This window comes from Breoghania sp. JC706, assembly GCF_037026715.1.
Classification (GTDB): Bacteria; Pseudomonadota; Alphaproteobacteria; order Rhizobiales; family Stappiaceae; genus Breoghania.
In genome coordinates, this window is sequence record NZ_JBANCG010000013.1 from 32,514 (window position 1) to 51,940 (window position 19,427).

Consider the following 19,427-nt stretch of genomic DNA (forward strand, 5'->3'; position numbering starts at 1 on the left):
GCAGGAGGGAACCCCGGACCGCGTTTCGTCAATTACTGCTGAGCCGCCACCTGGCCGCTGGCGGCACTCGTCTTTTCCTGCTTCGAGGCGGCCGCTGCCGTTCCGCCCATACCCTTGCGATAGATCGCCCAGTAGAGGGCGCCGACGAAGAGACCGCCGCCGACGATGTTGCCGGCCGTAGCGAACAGGATGTTGTGCGCGATGCTGGCAATGGACAGGGCCGAAACGTCCATACCTTCCGGGACATTGCCCGTCTCCTTCAGGAGATAGGCGAAGGGCAGGAAGTACATGTTGGCGACACAGTGCTCGAAGCCGGCGGCAACGAAGCCTGAGATCGGCAGGATGATTGCGATGATCTTGTCGGCGACGGTGCGGCAGGAATAGGCGAGCCACACGGCCAGGCACACCATCAGGTTGCACATGATCGCCTTGAAGAAGATCGTCGTGGAATCCAGTGATACCTTCGCGATACCGATTTTCAGCATCACCGTTTCGACGCCATTGCCGTTGAGCGTGTATTCATGCGCCATGAAGGCGATGAAGACGATCACGACGGAGCCGACAAGGTTGCCAACCCAAACGATGATCCAGTTTCGCAGGATTTGCGGGGTGGTGATCCGGCCGCTGAGGCGGGCCATGACCATCAGAGAATTGCCTGTAAACAGCTCGGCGCCAGCCACGAGAACAAGGGCCAGTCCGAGGCAGAAGGCGATGCCGCCGACCATTTTCTTGGCGGCAAAACCGAGGTTGGGGTCGGCAGCGATGATGCAGTAGTACATGCCGCCGAGACCGATGAACGCGCCGGCGGCTATCGCCAGGAGGAACATCGGCATGGCGGGCATCTTGGCTTTGCTGATGCCGGCCAGTTCGGCCTTCTCTTCCATTTCAATCGGAGTTAGTGCATCTAACTTGATCTGTGCGTCTTGCTTTTGTCCCGTTACCATCGAAATCTCCCTTCGGTATCGGGTTCGCGGAACGGTACGCCTGACGTTTTGCGGGAGAGGCCGCAGAACGTCAGGCGACCGGTTGATAATCTTCCGGGGCTCCTCCCGAAACGAGATGTCTGTGAAGCGCTGCGACGGCTTCGCGGACGACGGGGGTAACGGGGCCATAGAAGCTCGTATCCTCGGGCTGTATCCCGAGAAACTGGATGTCTGAGACCGTCTCCTTCAGACTTTGAATGAGGAAATTCAGTGGGATGGCGTGCGTCGTGATGAGAAAGTTCTCAGCGACGTCACCTTCATCGATCCTGCGGATTTCTCCGGGTTCCAGCCCCATCGCCGCGGCGTCCACGACGAGCACCTGATCCGGCTCCAGCCTGCGCACGGCGTGCGTGTGGTTTTCCGGAACATCGGCGCCGTCGATGACGTCCCAACCAGGCGCTGGTTCGTTTTCAAGCATTTCCGCCAGAAGCGGACCTGCCGCATCGTCGCCGCGCATCGGGTTTCCGACGGTAAAGACCACGCGTTTCATCACATGATCCTCCCCATCAGATAGATCGCGGGCTCTGCGCGGATCGCTTCGAGCGATGCGCGCAGGCCTTTGAGCCATTCCCCCATGTCGTCGTCGGCATCGGGCAGGAGGGTGTCGATCGCCGCCAGCAGCATCTTGGTGTGGGTGGCATCGACGATGATTTCGCCGAACTTGTGAAGTCCGGCGAGCTTGCGGCGGGCTTCGGATGCCTCAGGCAGAGCCGAGATGATCCGGTCGTAGAGGTCGCCGGAGCATTTCAGCTGTGGCTTGAAACAGTCGAAGACGCCGATGTGGTGCCCGATGGCGAGGGAGTAGTACATGACTTCCTTCGACTCGGGCGGGATATCCTCTTCCCGCTCCATGTATTTCGCACTGAGCTGGTAGAAGATGACGCGCTTGGTGCCGACCATGGTCATTTCTCAGCCTCCGATTGCCTGGGTGACGATCCCCTGAAGACAGCCGAATATTTCGGCGCGGCGGGGGTCTTCCTGGCTCGCGACGAAGCGCTGCATGCGCTGGGGCAAGGGAGTGGCGGTTGTGGCGTCGAGCTGATCGAGGAACTCCTCGACGAGATCGCGGCCCTGGCGATAACCCGCCATCCGACGTGCCTCACGCTCAAGCGCCACGCGCAGCTTGTAGGGAATATCGGGATGCGAGACCTGAACGCTTTCGCCTTCCTGCTCGATATGCGTGTGGGTCTTCAGCTTCTGGCCCAGGAGACCGAGCGCCACGGCAAAGCCGTAGATCGTGGCCGCCGGCGTCGGCGGGCAGCCGGGGATGAAGACGTCCACGGGGACGATCTTGTCGGTGCCGCCCCACACGCAATACATGTCATGGAAGATGCCGCCGGTGCAGCCGCAGGCGCCGTAGGAGACGACGATCTTCGGGTCAGGTGCCGCCTCCCAGCTTCTCAGCGCTGGCATCCGCATGGAACGCGTCACCGCGCCGGTATAGAGCAGAATGTCGGCGTGACGCGGCGAGGGCACGACCTTGATGCCGAAGCGCTCGCTGTCGAAGACCGGCGTGATTGTTCCGAAGATCTCGATTTCGCAACCATTGCAGCCGCCGCAGTCGACGCGATAGACATAGGCAGAACGCTGGATATCCTTGAGCAGGGCGGCTTTCATCTTGGCCACCTGATCGGGGATCGAGACGACGGGCGGCTTCGCCTGCAGCCCGTCGGTCGTGAAGGGGGCGTTGAACGGAGAATTCATTTTCTGCTCTCCATCTGGGCCGCGATCTTCATCCGGCTCACTTGCTCAAGGTCATTCTTGCGCTTGCACTCGGGGCAGGTGTGAAGGATCTGCTCCTCGCGCTCGCTGCGATCGGTTTCGGAGCCGGTCTGGGCCAGAAGCTTGCCGACGTATTCGACCTCCTTGAGGGGGGCGAAGGGCTTGCCGCAGGAGCGGCAATGGTCGAGCTGGAAGACCGCCTTGACGGTCAGATCTTCCTTGCACATCACGGCCAGCTCGAATTCCGGCGTTAGTGCGATGGCACCGGTCGGGCAGCTCTCTTCGCAACGGCCGCAGAAGATGCAGCGGCCGTAGTCGATCGACCAGGTCCGCGTTCCCGCATCCAGATCGGTATCCATGTGAATGGCGTTGGGCGGGCAGGCGATGGTGCAGGCCGCGCAGGCGATGCACTTCTCCGCGTCGTGTTCCGGCTTGCCGCGAAAGTCCTTGCTCGCCTCATAGGGAGCGAAGGGATACTGCACGGTCGCATTGCCGGTACGGAGGATTTCCTTCAGGAGTTTCAACATGATGCGATGTGCCTCACTTGAGCGGTGAATCCTTGCGCTCGCGGCCGTAGCGTTCCATCTCCTTGTAGGGGACGGTCGTCGCGGACTTCTTGCGAACGTCGACGACGGTCACGCGGTCGGTGCAGGAGTAGCAGGGGTCGAGAGAGCCAACGATGACGGCGGCATCCGAAACGGTGTTGCCGCGCAGCATGTAGCGAAGCACGGGCCAGTTGTTGTAGGTCGAGGCCCGGCAGCGCCAGCGATAGAGCTTCTGGTTATCGCCGGTCATCGACCAGTGGATGTCCTCGCCGCGCGGGGCCTCGGTGAAGCCGAGGGCGAACTTGTGCGGCTTGTATTCGAAGTCCTCTGTGAGGATCCGGCCGCCGGGTGCGACGTCGAGCAGGGCCTCGATCAGATTGAGGCTGTCATGGACTTCCTCGATGCGCACGAGCGTGCGAGACAGCACATCGCAGCCGTCGTGCGAGCGGGCTGTAAAGGGGACGGACTTGTATCCGGCGAAGGGATGGTCGGCGCGCACGTCCCGGGCGAAGCCCGATCCGCGCACCATCGGTCCGACGGGGCTGTAGTCGCGGGCGATCTGCTTGTCGAGCTTGCCCACGCCAACCACGCGGCCATTGATGTTGGCGGTGGCGAGAAGGATGTCGACCAGACGGTTGACGTCCTCGCGCAGCTCTGCAACGACCCGACGCGTTTCGATCGCCTGGTCACCCAGAATGTCGCGACGGACGCCGCCGATCAGGTTCATGCCGTAGGTCTTGCGTGACCCGGTCAGCACTTCCGCCAGCACCATCGCCTTTTCGCGGACGCGGAAGAACTGCTGGAAGCCTGAATCGAAGCCGGTGTAGTGGCACACGAGGCCAAGGTTCAGCAGGTGGCTGTGCAGCCGCTCCGTCTCCAGCAGGATTGCCCGGATCGCCTGGCCACGTTCCGGAACCACGACACCCAGCGCGTTCTCCACCGAGGTGGTGTAGGCGACGGAGTGGGCGTAGCCGCAGATGCCGCAGACGCGGTCGGCGAGGAAGGTGACCTCGTTGTAGCCCATGCGGGCCTCGGCCGCCTTTTCCATTCCGCGGTGGACGTAGAACATCCGGTAGTCGGCATCGATGATGTCCTCACCGTCGACGAAGAGGCGGAAGTGGCCCGGCTCGTCGGAGGTGATGTGCAGCGGCCCGATCGGAACGATCGTGGTTTCCTGCTTGGCATCGTTGATGAACTCGTAGGTCTCGTCGTCCTGCGTCGGAGCAGGGCGTGTGCGATAGTCCATCGCGTCCTTGCGAAGCGGGTGAAGATCGTCCGGCCAGTCATCGGGCAGGACGAGGCGGCGAGCGTCCGGCAACCCCACCGGGGTCAGGCCGAACATGTCGCGGATCTCGCGTTCGCCCCATACGCAGGCGGGGACGACCGGCGTGACCGACGGCCATTCCTGGGTGACGGCCGAAATCTCGACACGCACAACGATGTGGCACTTTTCGGTGCCTTCCATCGAGAGGACGTAGTAGGCGGCAAAGTGTCCGTTGAGAGGACGTTCGTCGTTGCCGACCACGACCGAAACCCACCCGTTGTGCTCGTAGTAGAGCGTCTTCACGACATCGAGCAGGGCGTCGGCGGTGACTGTGATCGTGACCTGCTGCGGGGTCTGCCACTCTTCCTTGAGGATGGCGTTGGGCAGAACGGCCCGCAGTGCAGTCAGATAGGTGCCGCCGACACGGTCTTGAACGAACATGTCCATCACTTGGTCTCCGTATTCTGGGCGGTCTCGGCCGCTGCCGCGGGGGTGACGAGGAGGTCGCCCGCCTTCTCCGCAACCGTGGCTTCCTCGTTTCCGAAGAGCGACCAGGGGGCCTTCACGACCACGGGGTCACCGCTGTCGAGGACGATGGCGCTTGCCTCCGACACGAGCCGTGCGATCGGGGTCGGGACCGCGAAGCCCATGATCAGGACCATGGCGGCCAGGATCCCGAGGGGGATGAGGGTCTGCTTGCCGACATCGCCGACCTTGGCGCCTTCCTCGGGCTTGCCGAGAACGGAGCCGGAGATGATCTGCACGAAGCCGGCGATGGTGACGGTGAAGAAGGCGAGCAGCACAAGCATCAGGATCCAGTAGCCGGCCTGAATGCCCGCAGTGAAGATCAGGAACTCGCTGACGAAGACGTTGAAGGGCGGGAAGCCCGACAGCGCCAGAGCGCCGACCATCAGCAGCACGCCGCTTGCAGGCGCGAGGCGGAGCATGCCCTTGACCTTGCCGAGATCGCGGGTGCCGTACTTCATCACCACGTTGCCCGAGCCGCAGAAGAGCAGCGCCTTGGCGAGCGAGTGGTTGATGGAGTGCAGCAGGGCCGCGGCAACGCCCAGCGGACCGCCGAGGCCGAGACCGACGGCGATGAAGCCGACATGCTCGACGGACGAGTAGGCGAGCTTCCGCTTCAGGTCCTTCTGCACGAAGAACAGCATGGCGGCGACGATGACCGACAGGGTGCCGAGCACGAGGATCAGCGTCTGCGGGAATTCCGGGCCGATGGCGCGGATCATCAGTGCCAGATAGCGGATGATGACGAAGAGCGCGCACTTCAGCAGGACACCGGAGAGCAGGCCGGAAACCGGGCTCGGGGCTTCCGAGTGGGCGTCGGGCAGCCAGGCATACATCGGGAAGAGGCCGGCCTTGGTGCCGAAGCCGACGAGGATGAAGACGAAAGCGATCTTCATCAGCGACGGGTCGAGCAGCTTGGCATTTTCGGCAAGCGACGTCCACAGAACAGCCTGGTGGGGATCGGACAGCACCTCGGCACCGTTTGAGAAGACAAGGACCGTGCCATAGAGGCCGAAGGCGACGCCGACGGTGCAGATGATGACGTATTTCCAGGCCGCTTCGAGAGACGACTTCTGACCATAGATGCCGACCAGGAAGGCGGAGCCGAGGGTGGTGGCTTCCACCGCGACCCACATCATCACGATGTTGTTGGCGGTGGCCGACAGCAGCATGGTGAAGAGGAAGAGCGAGAAGAAGCCGTAGTAGATCTTCACGCGGTGGGCATCGAGCAGGCCTTCTTCAAGGTCGTGTCGGATGTAACCGATCGAGTAGAGGCCAGTCATGAGGCCGACCACGCCGATGATCAGCAGGAAGATCACGCCGAGCGCGTCGACATAAAGCCACCCGCCAAGACTGGAGGGATGATTCCCGCCGAGCACCGAAGCTGCAAGGCTCAGCGAGAGTATCGCGATCAGGGCGATGGAGCCGAGATGGACCCCTTCGCATGTCCTGGTCGTCAGGTTCCGGGTCGGAGTGAGCAGCAGCCCCAGGGCTGCCACCAACGGAACGACCAGGATCAGGATTGGCAAGAGTGAGGGTGTCATTTTCGTCAGCCCTTCAGGGTCGTGAGCTTGCGCGCATCGAGCGAGTTGAGCTTCGCGAAGATGCGGGTCCCGAGCACAGCCATGATGGCGACCGCGAACACGGCGTCGGTGGCGATGCCGATCTCCACCAGTTCGGGGGCGTTGGGGGCCAGGATGGCGAGGGTGAGGTGAGAGCCGTTCTCCATCAGGCAGTATCCGAAGACCTGCTTGAGGATGTTGCGCTGGGCGACGATGCAGGAGAGCCCGAGAAAGAAGTGGGCAAGCGAGATCGCCAGTGCCGGCTTGAGATTTTCCGCCGACGGCAGGGTGACGCGGGACAGGACCGCGTAGCACAGGATCACGATCAGCGCCGCGCCGATGGCGGAGAATGCCGCCGGCATGACCTGACCGGACCCGAGCTCCCCGTCATCGAGCCGGCGGAACATCGTGTACATGATGAAGGGGACCAGCAGGACCTTGGTGATGAAGGCCGTGAAGGACCACAGGTAGAGTTCGCCCGAACCGGTCTGCGCACCCAGGAAGATGAACAGCACCACGATGACGAAGGACTGGGCGGAGTAGAAGATGGCGGAATTGATCGCCTTCTTGGACAGGATCACCAGCAATGCGGTGATGATCAGGAGGCCGGACAGGCCGTTTATGAACAGGAATTCGTGCATGACCTATCTCCTCAACCGAGCCACCAGGCCGCGATGAAGCTGGAGCACACCGACATCACGATCAGCACGGTGATGACCACCTGGATGGTGAAGGGGGTGGGCGCGGCGTTGGCGATGGCCTCCGACGGCTTGCCGGGAATGCACTGGCCCAGCCACTTCAGGAACCAGGCGAAGGTCGCAACCGATTCCAGCAGAGCTATTGCCACGAACACCATCAGCAGCCAGTGATCCTTGCCGACCTCGAAGCCGCCCGCGAAGATGGCGAACTTGGAGAAGAAGCCGGAGAAGGGCGGAACACCCGCGATCGCCATGGCGGCGCACGCAAACCCGATGCCGAGCAGCGGCTTGCGAGAAAGAATGCCGCGAAGCTGCGGCAGCATGCGCGTACCGGCGGTGTAGCTGAGGGCGCCTGCGACCAGGAAGAACAGGGTCTTGCCGAAGGCGTGGTTGAAGATGTGCGCGATGGCACCCTTGAAGGCGAGATCCGAACCGAAGACCGAGATCGACAGGCCGAACATGATGGTCGCGAGCTGGGTGATGGTGGAGTAGGCGAGCAGCCGCTTCATGTCGATCTGCGGCAGGTACATGGCGAAGCCGTAGATGAGCGTGATGATCGCCATGGTGCAGCCGACCCAGCCGACGATCTCCGGTGCGCCGCCCGAGGAAAGCAGGCCGCGGGCGAAGATGTAGACGCCGACCTTCACCATTGATGCCGCGTGCAGGTAGGCGGAGACCGGGGTCGGCGCCTCCATGGCGTCGGGCAGCCACATGTGGAAGGGCAGCTGTGCCGACTTGCCCCAGGCCGCGACGAGGATGGCCAGCAGGACAATGGCCTTCTGCGAAGCGGTGAGGGTCGCGATCGCGGTCACCGCGAAGGTGCCGGTGAAGATGAAGAGCAGCGCGGCCGCCACATAGAGCCCGATGGAGGCGATGTGGGTGACCAGCAGGGCCTTCGCTGCCGAGCGCAGCGCCTTGGGGGTCTCGTAGTAGCCGATGAGAGCCCAGGAGCAGGCACCGGTGATCTCGAAGAAGACGAGCTGGCCGATGACGGTGGAGGTGAAGACGAGGCCTGCCATCGCGCCGATGAAGATCAGCAGGAAGGCATAGAAGCGCCGCCGGCCGATGTCGGGATGCTCGCGGTTGCCCTCGTTGAGGTAGCCGATGGAGTAGAGCGCGACGAGATAGCCGATGGAGATGACGGCAAGCGCCACCAGGACGCTGACGCGGTCAAGCGTCAGGCCGAGGACTTCGGTCTGTCCGAAGCCGATGAGAACGACGTGACTGTCGCTGCCGAATGCGAAGGCGATCACCAGGGCGATCACCACTGTCGCGGCGGCGAAGCCGTGGCAGATCCATTTGGCGTGTTCCCGAGGCAGCGAGGCGATCACGGCTGCACCGATAAACGGCACGAGCGTGGCGGCCAGGGCCAGGAACGTCAGGAATGTGGTTGGAAGAGTAATCACGGGAATGCCCCTACACGTCTCTCAAAGCCCGACGAGGTAGAAGACGAAGGCAAGCGACGCTGCGCCGACCCCCAGCCAACTGTGTTGCGGTGCCAGGCGGAAGCGGGCGCGAGCCACGCTGTTTTCGATGACGGCGATGACGCCGAAGATCACGAAGAGCTTCACGACAAAGGCGATCAGGCCGCCGATGAGGCCGAAGAAGGACATCTCGGTGGCGCTGCCGAAGGGCAGGAATACGCCGATGAACCAGCCCACGACGAGGGTCTGCTTCAGCGCCAGGCCCCACTTCACGAGCGCCAGCGACGGGCCGGAATACTCGGTGAGCGGTCCTTCCTGCAGTTCCTGTTCGGCTTCCGCCATGTCGTAGGGCAGCTTGCCGAGCTCGATGTAGAGCGCGAAGGCGAAGGCGCCGGCGGCAAGCAGGGTGGCTGCGGCGGAGTGCACCGTGCCGGAGGAAATCGCGATGCCGATCTGGCCCAAGTTGGTGGAACCGGCGACCAGCGCCGCCACGAACAGGGCCAGAAGCATGATCGGCTCGACCAGAACGCCCATCGTCAGCTCGCGGCTGGCACCGATACCGGCAAAGGAGGAGCCGCTGTCGAGGCCGGAGAGCGAGAAGAAGAAGCGCACGAGGGCGAACAGGTAGACGATGGTGATCAGGTCGCCCACGGCCGGGATCGGCGTGAAGCGGGTCAGCATCGGCAGGCCAGTCGCGATGACCATCAGCGCGCCCAGCATGATGACGGGCATGAACTGGAAGACCCGTCCGGCCTCCGACGGCGCCAGGTCCTGGCGCCGCAAGAGTTTGTAGATGTCACGATAGTCCTGAAAGATGCTTGGGCCGCGGCGGGTGTGCATCTTTGCGCGTTCGAAGCGGGACAGTCCCGAAATGAGCGGGGCGACTGCGAACAGCGCAAGTGCCTGAACCACGGCGAGCAAGAAGTGGGAAAGTGTCGGCACGACGAGCCTCCTAACTTGCAGCCACGATGAGCAGCGCGACGAGCGCGCCGACGATGTAGAGGCAGTAGATCCGGAAATCTCCGCTCTGGATGACCTGGAGCCGGCGCCCGGCAACTCCGACGCTGTTGGCGATGGGATTGACGAAGCCGGTGTCCGCCCAGGGCTCGTTGCGCCGTGCGAAGCACACGAAGCGTTCGTAGCCGCGGGTGAGGCACGCCCAGACCGAGGCCACGGTCTTGCGGACGGCATAGAGGGGAGCGAAGAACATCCGGATCGGCTGAGCGAAGCTCTTGGCCGTCAGTGCCATGTGCACATCGGGCAGATAGCCGGTGGCCCAGGCCGCTTCCGTGCGCCGCCGGTCGGCCCGCATCCGGGCATAGATGCCGTGGATGACGAGCGGCAGCATGGCCAGCGCGATCAGCAGGACCGCGATGAGCGGGGTGGAGAGGACCGTCGTTGCACCTTCACCAGGCATCAAGGTGCCGCCATCGGCGAGCATGACCGCCGGAACGCCGAGAGTGGCGGAGGCGATGTTGCCCATGATGGGGGCGACGACCGGGGCGAGCAGGCCGAGGAGGACGCAGGCGATGGCGAGAACAGCCATGCCGGCGACCATCGAATGCGGTGCCTCGGTGGCGTGGCGGGCCTTTTCCGACCGCGCCGGGCCGGAGAAGATCACGCCGTAGGCCTTGACGAAGCACATGACGGCGAGCGCACCGGTCAGTGCCAGCATGACGGCCGCGATCGGGGTTGCGAAGCGGACCAGGAACGAGCCTTCAAGGGCACCGGCGAACAGGGCCTGGTAGGTGTACCACTCCGACACGAAGCCATTGAGCGGCGGGATCGCGGAGATGGCGAGGGCGCCGATCAGGAAGGACAGCGCCGTCCATGGCATGGTCTTCGCCAGACCGCCCATGGCTTCCATGTCCTTGGTGTGGGTGCGGTAGATGACCGAGCCCGCGCCGAGGAACAGCAACCCCTTGAAGACGGCATGGTTGAGCAGGTGGTAGAGGCCGGCCATCAGACCGAGGACCGCCAGCGTCGGGTTGTCCGTCGCAATGCCGATCATGCCGACGCCGACGCCGAGCAGGATGATGCCGATGTTCTCCACCGAGTGGTAGGCGAGCAGCTTCTTGATGTCGTGTTCGGCGAGCGCGTAGATCACGCCCAGCACTGAGGAGACGGCGCCGAAGGCGAGGACGACGACGCCCCACCACAGCAGCTCCTGGCCTCCCAACAGGTCGAGGCCGACCTTGATGATGCCGAAGATGCCGATCTTGATCATGACGCCGGACATCAGTGCCGAAGCGTGAGACGGCGCGGCCGGGTGGGCGCGCGGCAGCCAGATGTGCAGCGGGATCATGCCCGCCTTGGCGCCGAAGCCGAGGAAGCCGAGGACGAAGACGATTGAAGCGGTCGTCGGCGAAAGCGAGGTTTCGCGGAAGGCCGCGAAGTCGAAGCTGCCGGCGGCGTTGGCCATCAGGAAGAAGGCGGCCATGATCAGCACCGAGCCCGCGTGGGCGACGAAGAAATAGAGAAAGCCCGCGCTGACGGCCTCGTCATTCTGGTCGAAGATGACCAGGAAGTATGAGGCGAGGGACATCATCTCGAAGAAGATGAGGAACCAGAAGGCGTTATCGGCAGCGACCACCAGCATCATCGACGCGATGAAGATGTGCATGAAGAAGCCCATTCCCCCGACGCCGCGACCTTCGTATTCGCGCATGTAGGCAAGGCCATAGATCCATGCGACGAGCGAAAGCAGGGAGATGACGGAGATCATCAGACCCGCGAGCGGGTCGAGACGAAGCACGAAATGGGCGAAGGGGTAGGGGCCCACGAGGTGCGAGATCGCGGCGGGACCGGAAAGGGCGGTGAGGCCGGCAACGAGCCCCGCGGCCGAAGCCACGATGCCGACGCCGCTGGCGGCCCGGATGGCGGTGCTGTCGGAGTTTCTGACCAGGAGGCTGGCGAGAGCGCCGACCACCGACACGAGGATCGAAATCCAGAAGAAGCTGAGCGATGTCATGCCTCAGGCCCCTCCATGACGGGGTGAAGCCGCGGTTTGACCACTTGTGACGCGGTCATGTCGCGTTTGGTTGAAGTCGCGTCATCCATGCCGTCGCCCCCAACGAGGTAGAGGGCGGCTGTCGGGCAGGAGCTGACGCAGGCGGGGCCGTCGTCGGAGAACGAGCAGAGGTCGCATTTGACGGCGACGGTGTGGACGCCGAGATCCCACACGAGAAGGGGATCGAGCGCCTCTGAATACTGGGGAGCCTTGGTCATGATGCCGGCGACGCCGGCAAGACTGGTGCCGCTCGGGGTGATTGCGCCAAACGGGCAGGCCAGCGCGCACATCTTGCAACCGATGCAGATCTTCTCGTCGAGCTGGATGGCTCCGTCGACATGCTGGATCGCGTCGACCGGGCAGACCCGGGCGCAGGGAGCGTCCTCACAATGGTGACACAGAATGGGGCCGGTTTGTTCCCATGTCTTTGTCACCTGGAGGCGTGGATGGGATTGCAGGCCCTCGCGCTTGTGCGCCTCCGTGCAGGCGGCCATGCAGGTGTTGCAGCCGATGCACTTGCTGGGCTCCGCGACTACGAAGCGGTTCATTGGTCTCTTCGCACCTCCGGATGCGCCAGCGACGTCCTTTTCCTAGGCGCCGCCTCTCGAGCCATCAGGCTCGGGTTTATTCGATAGCCAAAACTGATCGCCCAATAAAAAACAAGTATAGGTTACGTTTTTATGGGCTATTGAGTTTTGATCCGCAGTCGCAAACTAGCAGTGTCGTGTTTTCTGAGTTTGATATCGATCAATTTTCAAAAATTAAATGGGGTTTATGGATTGGAAGCTGGAGATAGAGCGATTGATACTATTTATCGAGCGATCCAAACTGGAGTAATGCATGAATATTTATTTTGGATCGGGCGATAAGAATGATGGATCGCTCCAATGCCGGCGCGGGGTGCGCGGCCCTCTCCCTGGCTCGCTTGTGCGGAAAGCGCGCACGGCGACAGCGGAGAAGCCGGGTGAGCAAGCCCTTGAACTTGCGGCCTATGTCCGGGCGCGTGGCGCCTCCTCGGGCCCCCGAGATGATTGTGGAAGGACGTATCGTCCGGCGATGCCCGGAGTGCGTTCTTCGGGGACAGACGCATTCGGAAGGAATGAAATCTGATGAATAGGTTCGTCGCTGCAGATCCGAGCAAGTGCATCGGCTGCCGCACTTGCGAGATCGCGTGCGCAATGGCGCATAACGGAGACGGGACGCCCGCGCCCCTGTCTGACGAAAACTTCAAGCCTCGCATTCGCGTCATCCAGACGGCGACCATCACGACTGCCGTGATGTGTCACCACTGCGAAGATGCTCCTTGCCTGAATTCCTGCCCGGAAGGCGCGATCGTCTATCGCAACAATTCGGTGCAGATCGATCAGGAGCGCTGCGTCGGCTGCAAGAACTGCATGATGTCCTGCCCCTTCGGGGTGATGGACGTCATCACCGTGCCGGCCGTGAGGGAATTCGCCGGGGTGACCATGACGACCGGCGTCAAGGCCCAGGCGCACAAATGCGACCTTTGCATCGATCGCGAGGCCGGGCAGGCCTGCGTCGCGGCATGCCCAACGAACGCGTTGCATGTTGTGGATGCGGAAAGCGTCGAAAAGTCTCTCGCCGATCTGCGCGAAAAGACTGCGATTTCTGCAATCGCGGTCTGACGGGAATCCAGTTCAAAAGGTGGAATTATGGAAAAGCACATGTCCGTCTGCCCGTATTGCGGGACGGGATGTAAGTTCAATCTGCTGGTGGAAGGCGAGAAGATCGTCGGTGTCGAGCCGCTTGACGGTGTCACCAACGAGGGGCGCCTCTGCCTGAAAGGTCACTACGGGTTCGACTTCGTCAACGACACGAAGATCCTGACGCCGCGGCTGATGTACCCGATGTATCGTCGTTCGCGCGACAAGGACTTCGAACGGATCACGTGGGACGAGGCGATCAAGATCGCCGCGACGAAGTTCTCCGAGATCAAGGAGAAGTACGGCCCGGATGCGATCATGACGACCGGCTCGTCGCGCGGTTGCGGCAACGAGACGAACTTCGTCATGCAGAAGTTCACCCGCGCTGCCATCGGCACCAACAACGTCGACAACTGCGCTCGCGTCTGCCATGCGCCGTCGGTCGCCGGCCTCGCCGTCACGCTCGGCAACGGTGCCATGTCGAACTCGATCCAGGAGATCGGCGATACCGAATGCCTGCTGGTCTTCGGCTACAACGTTGCCGACAGCCATCCGGTCATCGCGCGTCGCGTTATCGAGGCCAAGGAAAAGGGCGCCAAGATCATCGTCTGCGATCCCCGCAAGATCGAGACGGCGCGTCTTGCCGATCTTTATCTGCCGCTGAAGAACGGCTCGAACATGGCGCTGGTCAACGCCTTCGCCAATGTTCTGATCACCGAAGGCCTCTACGACAAGGAATTCGTCGCCAAGCACACCGAAGGGTTCGACGAGTACAAGAAGATCGTCTCCAAATACACGCCGGAATACGTTGCCGACATCACCGGCCTCGATCCGGACGATATTCGCGAGGCGATGCGTATCTACGCAGCCGCGCCGACGGCCACCATTCTGTGGGGCATGGGTGTCACGCAGTGGACGATGGGCGTGGATGTCGTGAAGGGCCTGTCGGGTCTGGCGCTGCTGACCGGCAATCTCGGCCGTCCGAATGTGGGCGTCGGCCCGGTCCGTGGCCAGAACAACGTTCAGGGGTCTTGTGACCTGGGCGTGCTTCCCAACGTCTTCCCGGGCTATCAGCCTGTTACCGATGCGAAGATCCGCGCGAAGTTTGCCAAGCGCTGGGGCGTGAAGGAGCTGCCGGACAAGATCGGCGCCATGGTCACCGATGTTCCGCATCTGGTGAAGGAAGGCAAGCTCAAGGGCTACTACATCATGGGCGAAGACCCGGCCCAGACCGATCCGGATCTGACCGCGGTTCGCGAGTCGCTGGAAGGCATGGAGTTTGTCATCGTTCAGGACATCTTCATGACCAAGACGGCGATGTTCGCCGACCTGGTTCTGCCTGCGACGTCCTGGGGCGAGCATGAAGGCGTGTTCACCGCCGCCGACCGTACGTTCCAGCGCTTCGAAGCGGCGGTGCCGCCGAAGGGCGAGTGCAAGCACGACTGGCAGATCATCTCCGAAATCTCCACGGCGATGGGCTACCCGATGCACTACGAGAACACCAAGGAGATCTGGGACGAGCTGCGCGAGCTGACCCCGATCTATTACGGTGCCACGTACGAAAAAATGGAAGGCCTCGGCTACGTTCAGTGGCCGTGCACGGACCTGGATGACGCCCACGGAACCAAGTACCTCTATGAGGGCAACAAGTTCCAGCGCCCGAATGGCAAGGGTCTGCTCTACGCCTGCGAATGGCATCCGCCGATGGACCAGACGGACGACGATTTCCCGATGGTCCTTTGCACGGTCCGCGAGGTCGGGCACTACTCCTGCCGCTCGATGACGGGCAACTGCTCGGCATTGCAGACGCTGGCGGACGAGCCGGGCTTTGTGACGATCAATCCCGAGGATGCCAAGCGGCTCGGCATCAAGGACAAGGAACTCGTCTACGTCTCGTCCCGTCGGGGCAAGATCATCACCCGGGCGAAGATCACCGAGCGCACCAACAAGGGTGCTGTCTACATGACCTACCAGTGGTGGATCGGTGCCTGCAACGAACTGACGGGTGAGAGCTTCGACCCGACATCCAAGACGCCGGAATACAAGTATTCCGCCGTCAAGCTGGAATCGATCGACGATCAGGTCTGGGCCGAGAACCATGTTCAGGAACTCTATGCGACGCTGAAGGGCAACCTCAGCGGAGCCGTGGAGAACGCTTCGGAGCTTCGTGCGCCTGAGCACGCCTGAGGCCCGGTAGACAATCGGGTCAATGAGATGATCGGCCGCCCCGTCGGTTTACCGACGCGGGCGGCCGTTCGCCACCGGACTTGCAAAATCTATCAAGTATCGGTCAGGCTCGCGGTCTTCGAGACGCCCCGCCGCCTGAACCGATCAGGTCATTCGGCCTTCGGTGTTGCCGGGCCTCCTATCCCTAACGAGGCCCGGCCGAGAAGGAACGAGCACTTCGGGACATATGGACAGAGGTCGGCCATGCATGAACTCACGATTTGCGATTCCCTGTTTCGCATTCTGTCGCGTGAACGAAAGGCGAGGGGATTCGATCAAGTGCGCAGGCTCAAGCTCTCGATCGGCCGCTTCAGCTGCCTGGACCCCGAATCGTTGCGCTACGCCTTCGATGTCACCAGCAGACAGACCTTCGCTGAAGGCGCGCTGTTGGAGATCGAGCAGCCGCAGGGCATCGCGAAATGCCTGGAATGCGGAGCTGAGGTCTCTGTTGAATCGCGTCTTTCCTCCTGTCCGCAGTGTGGAGGATACAGTCTGGATCCGATCGGCGGCGACGAGATGCAACTGGTCGAACTGGAAGTCGCATAAGCGACGGACCCCGCGGCGCTTCTTCCCGAAAACGAGGAGCGCGCCAACGCCGATGAGCGATCGAGGTTACCCTCCCGACCAGGATGTCTTGACCTCCCTCAATGGGCTTCTTTCCCTCGGAGGCCATACTCGGTTTAAAATTTTTAGCCGATATGGCCCTCCACAATCTGAAATGGTTCCGCATGGAAGAGAAACTTGAATTCCTGCTGGCTCTTGCCCGGGAGAAGCATTTCGGCCGGGCCGCCCAGGCATGTGGGGTTTCCCAGCCCAACCTCTCCGCGGCGATAAAGCAGCTTGAGAACACCCTCGGTATCCCACTGGTCGACCGCGGTTCGCGGTTCTTCGGTTTCACCGCCGAAGGTCAGAGGGTTCTGGAATGGGCGCGACGGATCGTCGGCGACATGAATGCCATGCGTGCCGACGTGGAGACGATGAAACAGGGGGATATCGGTCATCTCAGGATCGGTGCGATTCCAACCGCGTTGCCGGTCATGGTCAGGCATACGTCTGCATTATGGGCCGTCCATCCGGGGATAGAACTGACGATATCCTCCCACACGTCTACAGATATCCTCGGCCGCATCGACAATCTGCAGCTGGATGCGGGGATCACGTATCTGGATAACGAACCGCTCGGCCGCGTCTATGAGGTCCCGCTTTACCGAGAGCGCTATCATCTGGTGACGTCGAGCGACGGGCCGTTCAGGGATCGCAAGTCCGTGACCTGGGAAGAGGCGGCGAGCCTGCCGCTGTGCCTGCTTTCTCGTGACATGCAGAACCGACGCATCATCGATCAGGTGTTCACGGAAGCGGGAATCGACATTCATCCTAAGCTCGAATCGAACTCGATCATCGTGATCAAGACCCACCTTGGCTCGGGTGTTTGGTCGACGATCATGCCCCACATCATGGTGGAAGCGTTGGATCTGCCGTCTTCGATACGGGCCATTCCGTTGGTGGCGCCCGAGGTCACGCGGCTGATCGGCCTCGTCGTCGCCCAGCGCGATCCCCAGCCGCCGCTAACCGCGGCTCTCATCGACGAGGCTCGCAAGATTGCGCCGAGATTGGCCGAAATGGCCTGAACCAGTGACGGGGCGAAGTTCGGATCTCGAGGGGGCGGGGAGTCTGCGCGCCTTCTCCGAGTTCTTTGTTCGGGCGGCAATTATTCCTAATGGGTGCGATCTGCGGCCACGCCATGGAGAAAGATCGAGATACAGCGCCGTATGTGCTCGATCCGGGCCTGACCTCTAGGGAGGGACGGGCGTTCGGGAAGGTGCTTGCCAAGGGTGCCAAACACCATATCCATAAGAATCTGTGCGCAAGCGTGTGGGTCGTCGATAGTGACTTCGCCGGCATTATGCCGGTCTGACAGCCAGTGAGCCAATTGGGCAATGGCCACTTCCGCTCCGTGTTGCCTCACGATCTCGCGCAGCTCTGGACATCGATCAGATTCTGTAGCCACGATGCCGAGAAGTTCTTCGGTCTCAGCCTCCTCCTGAGGGGTGAGATCGATGCGGAACATGTATTCCAGCGCTACGGTGGCTGAAATGTCCTGACGACCTTTGGGCAGCACGAACATCTGGGACCGATGGGATTCTATGATCCCCGCGAAAAGGTCGATCTTGCTTTGGTAAAGCCTGTAGAGCGTGCGCTTTGAAATTCCACATTGTGCCGCGATATCGTCTGTCGTTGTCTTGCCATAGCCGCGCGTTAGAAACAGATCCTTGGCTGCCTCCAAAATCTCCTGCCTTTGAACGCAGTCCGGCTTGAGCTTCGGCCGTCCCCTCGACCGGAGCCCCTCTTTCTGCGCATTTCCTGTCGCAACGGCAGTGTTTCTCGACATGACTCTTCGGCCCTGTTCGCGCGGCACTGTCAGAAAATCCCAATCGTTGACACGGATTAGGTGAGTGGCTAATGGGAAACTGGAGTTTTGTAAATAGGTGCGGCGTGCCCTGAGACAAATGCGTGCCTCCGTCTCGCTGTGCTTTCAACAAGGATCAGGTCGTGATCTCTTCTGCAATCGGTTCGAAAATTCGCCGTCGCCCTCTGGTCGGCGCCGTGATCGTGGGGTTTGCGTGCCTGGGGCTTGCAGCATGCGATGATCAGAAGCAGCAGACAGCGCAAAGTGCGCCGATGGAAAAGTATGAGGTCGGCGTTATCGCGATGGAGCCTCAGACGGTTGCCATAACGGCGGAACTGCCAGGCCGCACCTCGGCGTCGCTTGTTGCGGAAGTGCGCCCACAGGTGGGCGGAATCATCCTGAAGCGGCTGTTCAAGGAAGGCAGCGAAGTCCAAGAGGGCGACGTTCTCTATCAGATTGATCCTTCGAGCTATCAGGCGGCCTACGACTCGGCAAAGGCCAGCTTGCAGAAAGCTGAGGCTGCCGTGCCCAGTGCCCAGTCCAAGTTCGACCGCTACCAAAATCTGGTGAAGCAGGAGGCTGTCGCACAGCAGGACTATGAAGATTCGCGCTCGGACCTGCTTCAGGCGAAGGCGGAAGTGGCCTCAGCGAAAGCGGACGTTGAAAAGGCGCGGATCAGCCTCGATTACACGCAGGTGAAAGCGCCGATTTCCGGTCGCGTCGATGCTTCGACCGTCACGGTCGGTGCACTCGTGACGGCCGATCAGGACACCGCGCTTACCACGATCCGTACGCTTGATCCCATCAACGTCGATGTCACCCAGTCGAGCACCAATCTGCTTCGGCTGCAGCGTTCGGTAAAAGAAGGGCGCGTCAAGACTTCCGGTGACAACGTCGCCGTCAAGCTGCTTATGGAAGACGGCTCCATGTACGACATGAACGGCTCGCTGGAGTTTCGGGAGACGGCGATAAACACCACGACCGGCACGTTCACGGTCCGGCTACGGTTTCCGAACCCCGACCATCTTCTCCTTCCGGGCATGTATGTGCGTGGCATCATCGAGGAAGGCATCGCGGAGGGCAGCTTCCTCGTGCCTCAGAATGTCGTCTCGCACACGCCTGAAGGCGACGCTACGGCGAAGTTCGTCAACAAGGACGGCAAGGTCGAGGTCCGTACGCTGTCGGTTCAACGCTCGGTCGGCAATAACTGGCTGGTGGACGGCGGGATATCCGCGGATGACATGCTGATCGTGGAGGGTTTCTCGAAAGTTTCGGCTGGCCAGGAGGTGAGGACGAGGAGCGTGGATCCGGCCGAAGTCAATTCATCGGATGCGAGTGGTGGGGGCGCGAGCGACCACGGCAGCGCACCCGCTGCGAAGAAAAACTGAGGACCGCTC

The 19,427-nt window shown here is 61.9% G+C and carries 18 protein-coding genes; 5 read left to right on the forward strand and 13 right to left on the reverse strand.

All coding sequences use genetic code 11. The features are described 5' to 3' along the window. Positions 1-32: 32 nt before the first annotated feature. The 12 genes from V2L18_RS21400 to V2L18_RS21455 all read right to left on the reverse strand — a co-directional run bounded on the left by V2L18_RS21400 (position 33) and on the right by V2L18_RS21455 (position 12,281). A complete protein-coding gene (locus V2L18_RS21400) occupies positions 33-884 on the reverse strand; it encodes a formate/nitrite transporter family protein (protein WP_336180384.1) in 852 nt (283 codons plus the stop codon). Positions 885-1,014: 130 nt separating this feature from the next. Beyond that, the gene (gene hycI, locus V2L18_RS21405; protein WP_336180385.1) at positions 1,015-1,473 is read right to left on the reverse strand and encodes a hydrogenase maturation peptidase HycI; all 459 of its coding nucleotides are present in this window, start codon (positions 1,471-1,473) and stop codon (positions 1,015-1,017) included. Continuing rightward, complete coding sequence (locus V2L18_RS21410) at positions 1,473-1,889, reverse strand: formate hydrogenlyase maturation HycH family protein (RefSeq protein ID WP_336180386.1); 417 nt, start codon at positions 1,887-1,889, stop codon at positions 1,473-1,475. Before V2L18_RS21410 ends, hycI begins: the two co-directional genes overlap by 1 nt. Positions 1,890-1,892: 3 nt before the next feature. Next, complete coding sequence (locus V2L18_RS21415) at positions 1,893-2,687, reverse strand: NADH-quinone oxidoreductase subunit B family protein (RefSeq protein ID WP_336180387.1); 795 nt, start codon at positions 2,685-2,687, stop codon at positions 1,893-1,895. Further along, on the reverse strand, positions 2,684-3,232 hold the full coding sequence (locus tag V2L18_RS21420; protein ID WP_336180388.1) for a formate hydrogenlyase complex iron-sulfur subunit: 549 nt from the start codon (positions 3,230-3,232) through the stop codon (positions 2,684-2,686). Before V2L18_RS21420 ends, V2L18_RS21415 begins: the two co-directional genes overlap by 4 nt. 13 nt (positions 3,233-3,245) lie before the next feature. Further along, entirely contained in the window at positions 3,246-4,961 is a 1,716-nt protein-coding gene (locus V2L18_RS21425) for a hydrogenase large subunit (protein ID WP_336180389.1), read from the reverse strand. After that, positions 4,961-6,583, reverse strand: coding sequence for a hydrogenase 4 subunit F (locus V2L18_RS21430; RefSeq protein ID WP_336180390.1), 1,623 nt, complete (start codon positions 6,581-6,583; stop codon positions 4,961-4,963). The genes V2L18_RS21425 and V2L18_RS21430 overlap by 1 nt, the downstream gene beginning before the upstream one ends. Positions 6,584-6,588: 5 nt before the next feature. Then, a complete protein-coding gene (gene hyfE, locus V2L18_RS21435) occupies positions 6,589-7,242 on the reverse strand; it encodes a hydrogenase 4 membrane subunit (RefSeq protein ID WP_336180391.1) in 654 nt (217 codons plus the stop codon). Positions 7,243-7,253: 11 nt separating this feature from the next. Further along, positions 7,254-8,705 (reverse strand): hydrogenase 4 subunit D, encoded by a 1,452-nt coding sequence (locus tag V2L18_RS21440; protein WP_336180392.1) that lies wholly within the window; start codon positions 8,703-8,705, stop codon positions 7,254-7,256. Between the two features lie 21 nt (positions 8,706-8,726). Beyond that, the gene (locus V2L18_RS21445) at positions 8,727-9,665 is read right to left on the reverse strand and encodes an NADH-quinone oxidoreductase subunit H (RefSeq protein WP_336180393.1); all 939 of its coding nucleotides are present in this window, start codon (positions 9,663-9,665) and stop codon (positions 8,727-8,729) included. A 10-nt stretch (positions 9,666-9,675) separates the two neighbouring features. Continuing rightward, positions 9,676-11,694, reverse strand: coding sequence for a hydrogenase 4 subunit B (gene hyfB / locus V2L18_RS21450; protein ID WP_336180394.1), 2,019 nt, complete (start codon positions 11,692-11,694; stop codon positions 9,676-9,678). After that, complete coding sequence (locus tag V2L18_RS21455) at positions 11,691-12,281, reverse strand: 4Fe-4S dicluster domain-containing protein (RefSeq protein ID WP_336180395.1); 591 nt, start codon at positions 12,279-12,281, stop codon at positions 11,691-11,693. Before V2L18_RS21455 ends, hyfB begins: the two co-directional genes overlap by 4 nt. A 561-nt stretch (positions 12,282-12,842) precedes the next feature. On the opposite strand from V2L18_RS21455, the gene V2L18_RS21460 reads away from it, so the two are divergent. The 4 genes from V2L18_RS21460 to V2L18_RS21475 all read left to right on the forward strand — a co-directional run bounded on the left by V2L18_RS21460 (position 12,843) and on the right by V2L18_RS21475 (position 17,251). Next, entirely contained in the window at positions 12,843-13,379 is a 537-nt protein-coding gene (locus V2L18_RS21460; protein ID WP_336180396.1) for a 4Fe-4S binding protein, read from the forward strand. Positions 13,380-13,406: 27 nt separating this feature from the next. Continuing rightward, positions 13,407-15,584 carry a formate dehydrogenase subunit alpha gene (fdhF, locus tag V2L18_RS21465; protein WP_336180397.1) on the forward strand — a complete coding sequence of 726 codons (2,178 nt, stop codon included), beginning with the start codon at positions 13,407-13,409 and terminating at the stop codon, positions 15,582-15,584. Positions 15,585-15,827: 243 nt separating this feature from the next. Continuing rightward, on the forward strand, positions 15,828-16,169 hold the full coding sequence (hypA, locus tag V2L18_RS21470; protein ID WP_336180398.1) for a hydrogenase maturation nickel metallochaperone HypA: 342 nt from the start codon (positions 15,828-15,830) through the stop codon (positions 16,167-16,169). 101 nt (positions 16,170-16,270) lie between these two features. Beyond that, complete coding sequence (locus V2L18_RS21475) at positions 16,271-17,251, forward strand: LysR family transcriptional regulator (RefSeq protein ID WP_336180399.1); 981 nt, start codon at positions 16,271-16,273, stop codon at positions 17,249-17,251. Between the two features lie 86 nt (positions 17,252-17,337). On the opposite strand, the gene V2L18_RS21480 is transcribed toward V2L18_RS21475, so the two are convergent. Continuing rightward, positions 17,338-18,012, reverse strand: coding sequence for a TetR/AcrR family transcriptional regulator (locus tag V2L18_RS21480; protein ID WP_336180400.1), 675 nt, complete (start codon positions 18,010-18,012; stop codon positions 17,338-17,340). A gap of 161 nt (positions 18,013-18,173) precedes the next feature. Between V2L18_RS21480 and V2L18_RS21485 the strand changes: the two genes are divergently transcribed. After that, a complete protein-coding gene (locus V2L18_RS21485; protein ID WP_336180401.1) occupies positions 18,174-19,418 on the forward strand; it encodes an efflux RND transporter periplasmic adaptor subunit in 1,245 nt (414 codons plus the stop codon). Positions 19,419-19,427: the final 9 nt, after the last annotated feature.

What these genes read in the sequence shown, in the direction of transcription:
- V2L18_RS21430 (WP_336180390.1), bottom strand. Translation starts at nt 6,583, where the DNA reads ATGACACCCTCACTCTTGCCAATCCTGATCCTGGTCGTTCCGTTGGTG.
- V2L18_RS21480 (WP_336180400.1), bottom strand. Translation starts at nt 18,012, where the DNA reads ATGTCGAGAAACACTGCCGTTGCGACAGGAAATGCGCAGAAAGAGGGG.
- V2L18_RS21410 (WP_336180386.1), bottom strand. Translation starts at nt 1,889, where the DNA reads ATGACCATGGTCGGCACCAAGCGCGTCATCTTCTACCAGCTCAGTGCG.
- V2L18_RS21400 (WP_336180384.1), bottom strand. Translation starts at nt 884, where the DNA reads ATGGAAGAGAAGGCCGAACTGGCCGGCATCAGCAAAGCCAAGATGCCC.
- V2L18_RS21420 (WP_336180388.1), bottom strand. Translation starts at nt 3,232, where the DNA reads ATGTTGAAACTCCTGAAGGAAATCCTCCGTACCGGCAATGCGACCGTG.
- fdhF (WP_336180397.1), top strand. Translation starts at nt 13,407, where the DNA reads ATGGAAAAGCACATGTCCGTCTGCCCGTATTGCGGGACGGGATGTAAG.
- hyfB (WP_336180394.1), bottom strand. Translation starts at nt 11,694, where the DNA reads ATGACATCGCTCAGCTTCTTCTGGATTTCGATCCTCGTGTCGGTGGTC.
- hyfE (WP_336180391.1), bottom strand. Translation starts at nt 7,242, where the DNA reads ATGCACGAATTCCTGTTCATAAACGGCCTGTCCGGCCTCCTGATCATC.
- V2L18_RS21475 (WP_336180399.1), top strand. Translation starts at nt 16,271, where the DNA reads ATGGGCTTCTTTCCCTCGGAGGCCATACTCGGTTTAAAATTTTTAGCC.
- hypA (WP_336180398.1), top strand. Translation starts at nt 15,828, where the DNA reads ATGCATGAACTCACGATTTGCGATTCCCTGTTTCGCATTCTGTCGCGT.
- V2L18_RS21425 (WP_336180389.1), bottom strand. Translation starts at nt 4,961, where the DNA reads ATGGACATGTTCGTTCAAGACCGTGTCGGCGGCACCTATCTGACTGCA.
- V2L18_RS21460 (WP_336180396.1), top strand. Translation starts at nt 12,843, where the DNA reads ATGAATAGGTTCGTCGCTGCAGATCCGAGCAAGTGCATCGGCTGCCGC.
- V2L18_RS21415 (WP_336180387.1), bottom strand. Translation starts at nt 2,687, where the DNA reads ATGAATTCTCCGTTCAACGCCCCCTTCACGACCGACGGGCTGCAGGCG.
- V2L18_RS21455 (WP_336180395.1), bottom strand. Translation starts at nt 12,281, where the DNA reads ATGAACCGCTTCGTAGTCGCGGAGCCCAGCAAGTGCATCGGCTGCAAC.
- hycI (WP_336180385.1), bottom strand. Translation starts at nt 1,473, where the DNA reads ATGAAACGCGTGGTCTTTACCGTCGGAAACCCGATGCGCGGCGACGAT.